Genomic DNA, 13137 nt, shown 5'->3' with positions numbered 1-13137 from the left:
CATTTATTATGGGGCAAATAATCGATGGAAGAGCAGTTGCAAGAAATGTTAAAGAGGAAATAAAATCTTTCGTTAATGAAAGACAACTAAAAGGAAAAACAATACCTTGTGTAGCGTCAATTTTAGTGGGAGAAGATCCAGGATCAATTTACTATCAGAACAGTCAAGAAAAGGTAGCAAAGGAGTTAGGGGTAAAATTTGAGAAGATATGCCTACCTAGTGATATTTCAGAAGAAGAGGTTTTAAGTACTATTAAAGGGTTAAATGATAATAAAGAAGTGCATGGTATAATTCTTCAATTACCTCTTCCGAAAAATTTTAATGACAAAAATATAATTGCTGCAATATCTCCTGAAAAAGATATTGATTGTCTAACGGATATAAGTATAGGTAGATTTTATCAAGGAGATAGATGTTTTGTTCCATGTACACCTAAAAGTGTATTAACGCTATTAAAGTATTATGATATAGAACTTGAAGGAAAAAATGCAGTAGTTATTGGAAGAAGTAATATAGTAGGCAAACCAGCTGCCCAGCTTTTATTAAATGAAAACTGTACTATTACTATATGTCATTCTAGAACTAGAGATTTAGAGAAGGTTTGTAAGGAAGCTGATATATTAGTAGCTGCAATAGGTAGACCTAATTTCGTTGATAACAGATATGTAAAACAAGGTGCTGTAGTTATTGATGTAGGTACTTCTTCTTTAAACGGAAAAATTACAGGAGATGTGGATTTTGAGAAAGTTAAAGATATAGCATCTCATATAACGCCAGTGCCAGGGGGAGTTGGAGCTTTAACTACTACTCTATTATTATTAAATGCATGCGAGGCAGCGAGAAGAGATGATAATTAAAACCCTTAGTGTAACTGAGGTTAATAATTATTTAAAAAAAATTGTAGATAATGATTTTATTTTAAATAACCTAAATGTTAAGGGGGAAATCTCCAACTTAAAAGTACATTCTAGTGGACATATTTATTTTTCTCTTAAAGATGATCTCTGTAAGATTAACTGTATAATGTTTAGAAGTGATGCAGCATCTCTAACCTTCAAGCCTAAAGATGGTATGAAGGTTGAAATGAAATGTAGACTTTCTACATATGTTAAGGATGGTACTTATCAATTATACTGTAGACAATTAAAACAGGGTGGAATTGGTGATTTGTTTGTTCAATTTCAGCTATTGAAGGAAGACCTTTTTAAGGAAGGTCTTTTTGATGAACAATACAAAAAGCCAATTCCTTCATTTCCTCAAAGGATAGGAGTAGTAACCTCACCTACAGGAGCTGCAATTAAAGATATTATAAATGTGGTAAAGAGAAGAAATTCATTTGTTGATATAGTATTATATCCATCTTTAGTTCAGGGTGAAGGAGCTAGTGAGGATTTAATTAAAGGAATAGAATTTTTCAATAAAAATAATACAGTTGACATTATTATTATTGGAAGAGGAGGAGGCTCAATTGAAGAGTTATGGGCTTTTAATGATAAAAACCTTGCTTATACTATCTTCAAATCCAAAATACCTATAATTTCTGGTATAGGACATGAGGTTGACTTTACAATAGCTGATTTTGTAAGTGACATTAGAGCTGCTACCCCTTCTGCTGCTGCAGAGATAGCAGTTCCACAATTAAGTGAGATTATTGATAAAATTTTAAACACTTCAGATATTCTTAAAAGAAGTATTAGTAGAATACTATCTTTGGAAAAAAACAGAATAGGAAGCTGTGAAAAATTATTAAAAACTTATAGTCCTCTAGAATTGATTGTTAATGAATATAATAAAATTGATAATTTAAAGGATAAATTGAACAAATCTATCCATAAAAGAGTTGATAATACGTATCTTGAATTAAGAAATGCAAATAATTTACTTGTAGCTTTTAATCCAACTAACGTTTTAAATAAAGGCTATGCTATAATAGAAGATAGTAAAGATAGGATTATTAGAGATTTAGAACATTTGAGAAAAGAGAATGAAATAAAGATAACATTAAAAGACGGAAGTACAAAGATAACTATTAGTTCTATTGAATGAGGTGTTATTAATGCCAAGAAAAGTTGAATCGTATAATGACATGTTTTCTAGGTTACAGGAAGTTGTTAATAAGTTAGAAAGCAATGAGCTTTCCTTAGAAGAATCAATGAAAGTTTATGAGGAAGGAGTAAAGCTCGTAAATAAGCTTTATAAAACTTTAAATAATTTTGAAGGGAAGATAAAGGTTATTAATGATGACCAAGAGATAGATATAAAAGGAGTATAAAATGAGTATTTTTCAAATAAAGAAGAACATTGATACTTACCTAGAAGAATATTTTAAAAATAAAGGTACTTATAATAAATTAATTTATGAATCAATGGCTTATAGTGTAAATATTGGTGGTAAAAGAATAAGACCAATTTTGTTATTATTAACTTATGAAATGTATCAACAAGATATACATAAAGTGATGCCAATGGCAGCTGCTATAGAAATGATTCATACTTATTCATTAATACATGATGACTTACCTTCTATGGACAATGATGATTTGAGAAGAGGTAAGCCTACTAACCATAAGGTTTTTGGGGAAGCTATAGCAATACTTGCAGGTGATGGGTTATTGAATGAAGCTATGAATATTATGATAAATTTCAGTATAGACAATGGAATTAGAGCATTAAAAGCAAGTAAAATCATATCTGAAGCTGCTAGTGCCGATGGTATGATTGGAGGACAAGTGGTTGATATATTAAATGAAGGTAAGAATATATATGAAGATGAGTTAAGATATATGCATCTTAAAAAAACAGGAGAGATAATTAAAGCATCTATTTTAGCAGGAGCTGTTCTTGGAGGAGCACCAGAAGAACATATTAATCTGTTAAGTGAGTTTGGTGAAAAGCTTGGATTAGCATTTCAAATAAAGGATGATATACTTGATGTTATTGGTTCAACAGAAAAATTAGGGAAAAATGTAAAAAGTGACATATACAACAATAAAACTAATTTTGTTACCGTATATGGAGTTGGAAAGTGTAAACAGCTATGCGAAAGTTTAACTAATCGTTGTATAGAAATATTAAACGAACTTCCTTTAAATAGTAGCAACTTAAGAAAAATTACTATTGAACTTTTAAATAGAGAATTTTAATTTAAAAATACACAGGTTCAATCATTAAACAATTCATGAAAGATAAAATTAATAGGCATCGAACCTACTTAATTTTAGTCAGATTTCACAAAGTCCAATGAAAGCAAATAGCCTCAACATGCAATGCTTTTTCTAAAGATATATAAGTTCAATCATTAACGAATTTTAGGGAAAAGTTTCGGCATTCAATACTTTTCGTAAAATTCTTAATTCAATTATGAACTTCTATATCTGAATTATAAGTTCAGTTATGAAGTTGTTTATCTATATGCATTGGAGCAAGAAGGTGTATATCTATAAACAGGTCTGGCATTCAACCCTTTTTCTATAATTCTTAATTTAGTGTAACCTTGTGTATGTATAATAATTATTAGAAGGAATGAATATATATGGATAAAATATTTGATGGTATATCCCATCTAAATGATATAAAAAGTCTAAATGAAATTGAGATGAAAAAGCTATCAGATGAAGTTAGGGCTTTTTTAATAGAAAAGGTGTCAAAGAATGGTGGACATTTGGCATCAAATTTGGGAGTGGTAGAACTTACATTAAGTTTATCTAAGGTGTTTGATTTCCCAAAAGATAAAATTGTATGGGATGTAGGACATCAGTGTTATATTTATAAGATATTAACGAACAGAAAAGATGATTTTGATACTTTAAGAAAATTTGGCGGTATAAGCGGTTTTCCTAAACGTTGTGAAAGTAAGTACGATATTTTTGATACGGGACATAGTAGTACTTCAATTTCAGCGGCCTTAGGTATTGCTAGAGCGAGGGATCTATTAAAAAAAGATTATCATGTTATTGCTGTTATAGGTGATGGAGCTCTTACTGGTGGAATGGCTTTGGAAGCTTTAAATGATGCTGGGTATAATAAAACTAACATTATTATTATTATTAATGATAATCAGATGTCTATAGGGAAAAATGTTGGAGTATTATCTACATATTTAAATAAGCTTAGATTAAATCCAAATTATAATAAAATAAAATATGAAATAAATAGTACCTTAAGTCATAGTAATGTAGGAAAAAATATAGTAACATCATTAGGTAAGATTAAAGATAGTATAAAGCAATTAGTTGTTCCAAGTATGATTTTTGAAGACATGGGACTAAAATACTTGGGTCCTATAGATGGACATAATTTAAAGGAATTAAATGAAATATTAACAAAAGCAAAAAAATTAGAAGGTCCTGTTATAATACATACAATAACTCAAAAAGGTAAAGGCTATAACTTTGCAGAGGAAAATCCAAAAAAGTTTCATGGTATAGGGCCTTTTGATAGTGATAGTGGAGAGATATGTACAACATCTGGAAGAACATATTCTTCAGCTTTTGGAGAGACTTTAATTGAAATTGCTAGAGAGAAGAAAGATGTAGTAGCAATAACAGCTGCTATGCCTGATGGAACTGGGTTAAAGAATTTTGCCAATGAGTTTCCAAATAGATTTTTTGATGTTGGAATTGCTGAACAGCACGCAGTTACCTTAGCAGCAGGAATGGCTGTAGAAGGTTTAAGACCTGTATTTGCAGTTTATTCAACTTTCTTACAAAGAGCCTATGATCAAATATTGCATGATGTGTGCATTCAAAAATTGCCAGTAGTATTTGCAATAGATAGAGCTGGGATAGTTGGAGAAGATGGAGAAACTCATCAGGGTGTATTTGATATCTCATACTTATCACATATCCCTAATATGACAATAATTTCACCTAAGTGTATTGATGAATTACAGGTAATGCTTAAATGGGCTTTAGTTCAAAATTTTCCAATAGCTATAAGGTATCCACGTGGAGGAGATAATAATAATATAAAATTACTTCCTGTACAAGAAGTTAAAAAAGGAAAATGGGAAGTTCTAAAGGACGGTAGAAAGATTGCAGTTATTGCAACAGGAAAAATGGTACAGCATTCTATTCAAGCTATCAATTTATTAAAGGATAAAAAAGAAGAAGTTACTTTAATTAATGCTTGTTTTATAAAACCTTTAGACGAAGAGTTATTAAGAAATTTATCCAATAAAGGGTTCGATATAATAACAGTTGAGGATAACATGGTAAAAGGTGGTCTAGGTTCAGAAGTTTTAGGATATTTGAATAAAATTTCACATAGTAGGAAGGTTATAAATTTAGGGTACAGAGATGAGTTTATTCCACATGGAGAGATAAGTATACTTTATAAACTGTTCAAATTAGACCCTCAAAGTATAAAACACGAAATTCTTAAATTACTATAACAGAGGAGATAAAAATGTCAGAGAAAAAGGAAAGGTTAGATATATTATTAGTTGAACGAGGTTTTTTTCAATCAAGAGAGAGAGCAAAGACTAATATAATGGCAGGAAATATTTTTATAGATGGTAGAAGAGTAGATAAATGCGGAGAAAAAGTTAAGATAGAGGCACATATTGAAGTAAAAGGAGAAGATTTGCCATATGTTAGTAGGGGTGGATTTAAGCTAGAAAAAGCTATTAAATCTTTTTTAATTTCATTAAAAGATAAAATATGCTTGGATATTGGAGCTTCAACGGGAGGATTTACAGATTGTATGCTTCAGAACGGTGCGAAAAAGGTCTATGCAATTGATGTAGGGTATGGACAATTTGCATGGAAACTGAGAACTGATCCTAGAGTTGTATGCATGGAAAGAACTAATGTAAGATATGTAACTCCTGAACAAATTAATGATGAAGCAGATTTTGCATCAATAGATGTGTCATTTATTTCATTGAAAAAAGTACTTCCGGCAGTTGTAAGTCTTCTTAATGAACAAGGAGAAGTTGTTGCTTTAATTAAACCTCAATTTGAAGCAGGAAGAGAAAAAGTAGGGAAAAAAGGGGTTGTTAGGGATCCTAAAACCCATGAAGAAGTGATTACTGATATTGCAGATTATGTAGAAGAATCAGGTCTTAAGATTATAAGCGTAGGTTACTCTCCTATAAAGGGACCAGAAGGAAATATTGAATACCTAATTTATTTTACTAAAGATAGTTCAATTAATATATCTTTTGACAAACAAGATATATCTGAAGTTGTTAAAGCATCTCATGAGCAGTTATAATTGGGAGGAATCATGAAAAATATAGGAATCTTTATTAATCCGTCAAAAGATAAAGATGGATTAATTCTATCTATGATTTTAAAAAAAATTAAATTCTATTTTAACAACTCACATACTTATATTATTAATTCTAAAAATGATGTTGAAAATTTAAAGTCACCCTTAGATGTTTTATTCGTTTTAGGGGGAGATGGAACAATTTTAGGAGCTGCAAGAGATATAGTGCCTTCTATTAATGTGCCTATTTTAGGTATCAATATAGGTCATTTAGGTTTTTTAACTAGTGTAGAAATTGCTGAAATAGACTGGGCTTTGAAAAAGATAAAGCAAGGTCGAATAAAGTATGAAAGAAGAATGATGCTTAAGTGTACTGTTTATGATAATGAGAATGAATATAGTAATCTTGCTCTAAACGATATAGTAGTAGCAAGAGGAACACTTTCTAGAATGGTAGAGTTTCAAATATATGTTGATGATAAAGTATATTCATCTTTTAAAGGTGACGGAATTATAGTTTCAACACCTACAGGATCAACTGCATATTCCTTTTCAGCTGGAGGACCTTTAATAGTACCATCTTTAGAACTTATATCAATAATTCCCATATGTTCTCATACTCCGACAATGCGTCCAATTATTGTAGGCGCTCAAAGTACTATAAAAATTATTTCACAGGACTTTGACGAAGAATTATTTTTAACTGTTGATGGCCAAAAGTCTATAAAGTTATCAAAATCATCACAAATTATTGTAAATAAATTTTCTACAAGTTGTAATTTGGTGGTTTTTGATAATTTCGATTATTTTGAAGTTTTGAGAAATAAAATTTTAAATAAAAATGGTGAATGGTAAGGTGAATAACTTTGAAATCAAAGAGACATTTGAAGATACTAGAAATAATTGGCGAAAAAGTGATTGAGACTCAAGAAGAGTTAGCAGATGAGTTAAAAAAGGCAGGTTTTGATGTAACGCAAGCCACAGTTTCAAGAGATATAAAAACATTGAAACTAATCAAAGTTTTAGGAGCAGATGGAAAATATAAATATTCTTCTATAAAGCCAGAAAATAATGAAATAACCGATAAAATGACCAGTATTTTTGCAAATACCGTTCTTCATGTAGAAAATATTGATAAGATGGTTGTTGTCAAGACTCTCTCAGGATCAGCATCAGCAGCTGCCGAAGCTATAGATTTGTTAAGCCTAGGTGAAATAGCTGGAACTATTGCTGGTGATAATACAATTTTTATTTTAGTTAGAACTAATGAGAAAGCAGAAGAGCTTGTTGAAAAAATGAAAAAAATGATTAGATATTAATAGTATTTTAAGGTGGGGTAAAATGTTATTACAACTAACTATTGAAAATTTTGCTCTGATTGAAAAGCTTACAATTTCCTTTGAAAAAGAATTTAATATTTTGTCTGGTGAAACAGGAGCAGGTAAATCAATTTTAATTGATGCTATTAATTATGTATTAGGTAGTAAGTTCAATAAAGACTTAATTAGAACTGGAGAAATGAAAACTTTTGTTGAAGCAGTATTTGACATAGAAAATGAAAAGATAAAGGAATGTTTAGATGATTTAAATATAGAATATGATGACTTGGTAATAATATCTAGAGAGACCTTCCAGAATGGAAAAAGTATTGTGAAGGTAAATGGTAAAGCTATTATTTTATCAACATTAAAAAAATTAACAGAAAAATTAATAGATATTCATGGTCAGCATCAAAACCAAGCTCTATTAGATAAAGCAAATCATATTATATATCTAGATAGTTATGGTGAAGATAAAATACATGAAAAAATATCTGAATACTATGTATTATTTAAAAAGTTAAAAGATTTAGATGAGAAGATTCAAAATCTAAAAGGTAATGAAGATAGAGAAAAACTATTGAATTATTTGAAATTTCAAGTGGATGATATTGATGAAGCTAATCTTAAAGTTGGAGAAGATGAAGAGTTAGCAGAAAAGTATAATTTATTATCACATGCAGAAAAGATAAATAATAGTTTAACGATAGCCTATAATCTATTGAATGAACGAAGTGATGGAGAATCTATTTTAGATAATCTTTCTCATGTATGTCATGAATTAACTTCAATTGAAAAGCATTTAGAAAAAGTTAGAGAAATAAATCAGTGTTTAAATAACATTTATTATAATTTACAAGATATATCACGAGATGTTAGAAACTTAAATGAAGATGTTGTTTATGATGAAAAGGAATTAGAACAAGTTAATAGTAGAATATATAAAATAAGTTTGTATAAGAAAAAGTACGGTGAAAAAATTGAAGATATTTTAAATTATAAGAATGAACTTTTAAAGCAGTATGATGAATTGTTGAATTCTGAAGCTACAATAAAAATGCTAATAGCTGAGAAAGATATGCTTTTAGATAGAATGGAAGTACTTTCTAAAGAAATCCATTTAATTAGACTAGATATCGCTAATGAACTTGAAAATAGGATTTCTGATGAACTTAAATATGTTGGTTTAGAAAAATGTGCGTTTAAAATAGAGGTTGTGTATCATTCAGATTTTAATTTAAGAGGTAAAGATGAAGTTCAGTATTTAGTATCTACAAATCCTGGTGAGCCGCTAAAGTCTATGGAAAAAGTTGTATCAGGTGGAGAACTTTCCAGAATAATGCTTGCTTTAAAGACTGTTTTTGTTAACAAGGATAGAATACCTACAGTGATATTTGATGAAATTGATACAGGAATAAGTGGTAGAATAGCTCAATGTGTTGCAGAAAAAATGTATGAGATATCCACTAAACATCAAGTTTTTTGCATAACTCATTTACCTCAGATTGCCTGTATGTCAGATTGTCATTTTTTAGTATCAAAGCATATTCATAATAATAAAACTTTTACTCAAGTAAAGAAAATTACTGAGGAAGATAAAATATTAGAGATTGCAAAAATGATTGGTGGAGTTGAAGTTACAAGTTCAACTATAGAAAATGCAACAGAAATGACTAAGATGGCAAATCAAAAAAAGAAAAATATACGTAAATGCTAAATACATAAATATTGAAAATATAGGAAAAATAGAACTGATTAATAAGTTCTATTTTTTTGTTTCTTAAATTTTTAACTTAATCATAAAATTAGTATATTTTTATTTAAATTGTCTAGAATAACAAAGTTACTATAGCATATAGCAAGTAAAAAGTGGGTAACTTAAAAACAGAAAAGGAGGAGATAAAATGGATAAAAAGCTTATAAGAAAACTTTGCTATGTTCTGGCTCCAGTGATTTTATTAAGCTTTTGTATATTCTCTTCTATACAAAAAGTACCTACAAATTTTAATAATAATACTATTTCCTTCAAAAATATCTTTACCTATTCTAATATATATAATACTTTAAATAGAGAACAAATACAGTCTAATGTTAAATTATTAGGTTTATTTGACGTAAAATCTGTTTCTTCAAGCAAAGTAGATGGCATAGAATTATATCCTGGTGGATCTTGTATAGGAGTAAAAATAAACACCATAGGCATATTAGTTGTAGGGTTTTCAGATATAGAAACTTTAGAAGGAAAGGTTGAAAGTCCAAGTAAAAGAGCAGGTATTGAACTTGGAGATATAATTTTAAAAGTAAATGAAGAAGAAATAGAAAGTTCAAGAGATCTTATACGAAAGTTAAATTCTGCAAAAAAGTCATCTTTGGATATTGTAATTGATAGAAATGGTGAAAAAATCAATAAAACAATAGAGGGTGTAAAAGCAACAAATGATGATAAATATAAAATTGGTTTATGGGTAAGAGATTCTACAGCAGGTGTCGGTACATTAACATTTTATGATGGAAAAACAAATAAGTTTGGTGCTTTAGGCCATCCAATTACTGATTATGATACTAATACGATTTTAAAAATAAAAGAAGGAAAGATTGTTGATACTTCTGTTATAAGTGTAAGAAAAGGACAAAAAGGAACACCAGGGGAATTAAAAGGAGTTTTTATAGAAGAAGATAAACCAATTGGTAATATTGTTAATAATACAATATGTGGAATATTTGGGACATCCGACAAATCTATTGTTAATAAACCTATTAATAGACCGTTGAAAGTTGGACTTAGACATGAACTTAAAGAAGGAAAAGCACAAATAATTACTACTGTTGATGAAAATGGACCTAGCTTATATAATATAGAAATAGTAAAACTGCTTCCACAGGAGAAACCTGGTCCCAAAAGTATGATTATAAAAGTTACAGATTCAAGACTTCTATCTAAAACAGGAGGAATTGTTCAGGGAATGAGTGGAAGTCCTATAATCCAGAATGATAAGATTGTAGGCGCTGTAACCCATGTATTAATTAATAAGCCAGATTTGGGATATGGTATTTATATTGAATGGATGTTAAAAGATGCTAATATAATTAATTGATAAAAAAATAAGAATTGTGTTATAATTTATAAAGATATCCTTTGAAGGTATCCTTCGGATATCTTTTATCTTTTAATTTATCGAATCCAACAATTTTATAAACTTTTTTTTATTAAAAGAAGGAATAAATGGTGATTTGTCGAATAAAATAATTGTTAATAATTGGAATAGAGTGTGAAGGGGAGAAATTTATGCAAGAATCAAAAATATCAGTTTTAATAGCAGATGATAATAAAGAATTTTGTAACATATTAAATGATTATTTATTAAACCAAAGAGATATTATCGTAACTGGAATTGCAAAGGATGGACTTGAAGCATTAAAACTTATTGAAGAGAAGAAACCGGATTTGGTTGTATTAGATATAATAATGCCTCACCTGGACGGTTTAGGTGTTCTTGAGAAGTTAAATACAATGAATTTAAGTCCAATGCCAAGAATTATAGTTCTTTCAGCAGTTGGACAGGATAAAATTACACAAAGAGCAATAACTCTTGGAGCGGATTATTATGTTGTAAAACCTTTTGATATGGATGTCTTTACAAAGAGAATTAGACAAATGTTTAATAATACTATATCTAGCGATACAAATAGAAAAACCATATCATTTGTTGAACCTCCAGAAGTTAAGGTAGAAGCAAGAAAAGAACCAGTTGATTTAGAATCAGAAATAACAAACATTATTCACGAAATAGGAGTGCCAGCTCATATAAAAGGATACATGTATTTAAGAGAAGCTATAAGCATGGTAGTGAATGATATGGAGCTTTTATCAGCAGTAACAAAGGAGCTATATCCTTCAATCGCAAAAAAATATAATACTACAGCTAGTAGAGTTGAAAGAGCAATAAGGCATGCAATTGAAGTTGCTTGGGGAAGAGGCCAAGTTGAAGCAATTAATAAGCTATTTGGATATACTATTCACAATGATAAGGGCAAGCCAACAAATTCAGAGTTTATTGCTATGGTAGCTGATAAGTTAAGACTTAAAAATAAAGTAAGCTAAGCGATGTATTCAAGTCATTTCTAGTATGTTCGGATGTACTGATTGAAAAACACATCTAGATTTAAGAGCATTAAGCTTATAAGCACTTAATATGAAGCGAATAAAGTAAGAATGTAAGAAAAATCCTTCTTAGTATTATACATAATATAATATTAAGGAGGATTTTTTACATTAATAAAGTTTTTCAAAAGACTTTAGTTTTTGGGGTTTGTCCACCAAATCGCCAACTATCAAAAACTTCTTACCTATTTATATTTGTCAAAAGAATAACCTATAACTAGTTTGGTAAGCTATAATTAGTATATAATTAATCTATGATTTAATATTAATTGCAGTTATTACAGCATAAGAAATTAGTTAATCTTGAGAGGTTTTATGGATAATAAATTAAATAAAAAATTTAAAACTTGGTTTTCAACGATTAAGCAAATAGTCAAAAAAATAAAAAAAGAGATTGGAGCATTATATTTGGCATCTAAACGACCAGACGTACCTTTTTATGCAAAATTAATTTCAATATTAGTAGTAGGCTATTCTTTAAGTCCTATTGATTTAATACCTGATTTTATACCCATATTGGGATATCTTGATGATTTGATTCTATTACCACTTGCTATTGCTTTTGTTATAAAACTAATACCAAGCGATATTATGAATGAATGTAGACAACAATCAGAATATATTTTTAATGAAGGTAAGCCTAAAAATTGGGTTGCTGGAGGTATTATAATATGTATTTGGATTATAATAACCAGTTACATTTTAATAAAGATAATTTAAAATTTTAATTTAGAATATTTAGTAAAAAGCTATCTAATATAAATTTGTGATTAAAGTATATTAAATAGTTATTTAGGTGTTGTAAAATTTAAGAAAAAGCAATTGTACTTTATTTCTTAATAAAAGAAATATATAATGGGAGGTAAGTAATGGAAGATTTGTATGAAAAGACTATAAAGGAAGAACTTGTCTATCAGGGAGACTATTTAACAATCGTAAATAGCATAGTGGAACTTCCTAATGGAAAACAAGCTAAACGTGATATGATAAGACATCCAGGCGCTGTCGCAATATTAGCATTTATTGATGATGACAAAATACTTATGGTTGAACAATTTAGAAAACCAGTAGAAAAGATTTTATTAGAAATTCCAGCAGGTAAAATTAACATAGGTGAAGACCCTCTTCAATGTGCTAAGAGAGAATTGGAAGAAGAGACTGGTTACAAGAGTGATTCTTTTGTATATCTGGGTAAATTTGCTCCTGCGCCAGGATTTTGTGACGAATATATTCATCTTTTTAAAGCTACTAAATTAGCTAGTGGAAAAGCTTGTTTTGATGATGATGAGTTTATAAATGTAAAAATATACTCAATTAAAGAAATAAAAAATATGATCAAAGAAGGAAAGATTGAAGATGCTAAAACTATGGCTTCGTTGATCTATATATCTTAACTTTTCTGTGTTCATCTTTTATATTATAGCCTACATAAATTAGTATAAC

Annotated in this window: 13 protein-coding genes; all 13 read left to right on the top strand. The window is 29.1% G+C overall.

Annotation, left to right across the window (positions count from 1 at the left end):
• Positions 1-8 precede the first annotated feature (8 nt).
• The 13 genes from CPJCM30710_RS03010 (at position 9) to CPJCM30710_RS02950 (ending at position 13088) form a co-directional block, all read left to right on the top strand.
• Positions 9-857, top strand: a complete 849-nt coding sequence (locus CPJCM30710_RS03010) for a bifunctional 5,10-methylenetetrahydrofolate dehydrogenase/5,10-methenyltetrahydrofolate cyclohydrolase (protein WP_212902695.1) — start codon at positions 9-11, stop codon at positions 855-857.
• Entirely contained in the window at positions 847-2046 is a 1200-nt protein-coding gene (gene xseA, locus CPJCM30710_RS03005) for an exodeoxyribonuclease VII large subunit (RefSeq protein WP_212902694.1), read from the top strand. Before CPJCM30710_RS03010 ends, xseA begins: the two co-directional genes overlap by 11 nt.
• Positions 2047-2056: 10 nt before the next feature.
• Positions 2057-2272, top strand: a complete 216-nt coding sequence (locus tag CPJCM30710_RS03000; RefSeq protein ID WP_212902693.1) for an exodeoxyribonuclease VII small subunit — start codon at positions 2057-2059, stop codon at positions 2270-2272.
• 1 nt (position 2273) lies between these two features.
• On the top strand, positions 2274-3143 hold the full coding sequence (locus CPJCM30710_RS02995) for a polyprenyl synthetase family protein (protein ID WP_212902692.1): 870 nt from the start codon (positions 2274-2276) through the stop codon (positions 3141-3143).
• 389 nt (positions 3144-3532) lie between these two features.
• Positions 3533-5392, top strand: coding sequence for a 1-deoxy-D-xylulose-5-phosphate synthase (gene dxs / locus CPJCM30710_RS02990; protein ID WP_212902691.1), 1860 nt, complete (start codon positions 3533-3535; stop codon positions 5390-5392).
• A gap of 14 nt (positions 5393-5406) precedes the next feature.
• Positions 5407-6216, top strand: coding sequence for a TlyA family RNA methyltransferase (locus CPJCM30710_RS02985; RefSeq protein WP_212902690.1), 810 nt, complete (start codon positions 5407-5409; stop codon positions 6214-6216).
• A 12-nt stretch (positions 6217-6228) separates the two neighbouring features.
• Complete coding sequence (locus CPJCM30710_RS02980; RefSeq protein WP_212902689.1) at positions 6229-7068, top strand: NAD(+)/NADH kinase; 840 nt, start codon at positions 6229-6231, stop codon at positions 7066-7068.
• A gap of 11 nt (positions 7069-7079) precedes the next feature.
• Positions 7080-7532, top strand: coding sequence for an arginine repressor (locus tag CPJCM30710_RS02975; RefSeq protein ID WP_212902688.1), 453 nt, complete (start codon positions 7080-7082; stop codon positions 7530-7532).
• A 22-nt stretch (positions 7533-7554) separates the two neighbouring features.
• Complete coding sequence (gene recN, locus CPJCM30710_RS02970) at positions 7555-9249, top strand: DNA repair protein RecN (protein ID WP_212902687.1); 1695 nt, start codon at positions 7555-7557, stop codon at positions 9247-9249.
• A 187-nt stretch (positions 9250-9436) separates the two neighbouring features.
• The gene (gene spoIVB / locus CPJCM30710_RS02965; protein WP_212902686.1) at positions 9437-10627 is read left to right on the top strand and encodes a SpoIVB peptidase; all 1191 of its coding nucleotides are present in this window, start codon (positions 9437-9439) and stop codon (positions 10625-10627) included.
• Positions 10628-10818: 191 nt separating this feature from the next.
• Positions 10819-11634, top strand: coding sequence for a sporulation transcription factor Spo0A (spo0A, locus tag CPJCM30710_RS02960; RefSeq protein ID WP_212902685.1), 816 nt, complete (start codon positions 10819-10821; stop codon positions 11632-11634).
• 375 nt (positions 11635-12009) lie between these two features.
• On the top strand, positions 12010-12414 hold the full coding sequence (locus tag CPJCM30710_RS02955; RefSeq protein ID WP_212902684.1) for a YkvA family protein: 405 nt from the start codon (positions 12010-12012) through the stop codon (positions 12412-12414).
• 149 nt (positions 12415-12563) lie between these two features.
• Positions 12564-13088, top strand: a complete 525-nt coding sequence (locus tag CPJCM30710_RS02950) for an NUDIX hydrolase (RefSeq protein ID WP_212902683.1) — start codon at positions 12564-12566, stop codon at positions 13086-13088.
• The last annotated feature ends 49 nt before the right edge of the window (positions 13089-13137 follow it).

This window comes from Clostridium polyendosporum, assembly GCF_018332455.1.
GTDB lineage: Bacteria > Bacillota > Clostridia > Clostridiales > Clostridiaceae > Clostridium_AY > Clostridium_AY polyendosporum.
Note: the sequence above shows the minus strand (reverse complement) of the source record. Positions and strands in the feature narration are given on the sequence as shown.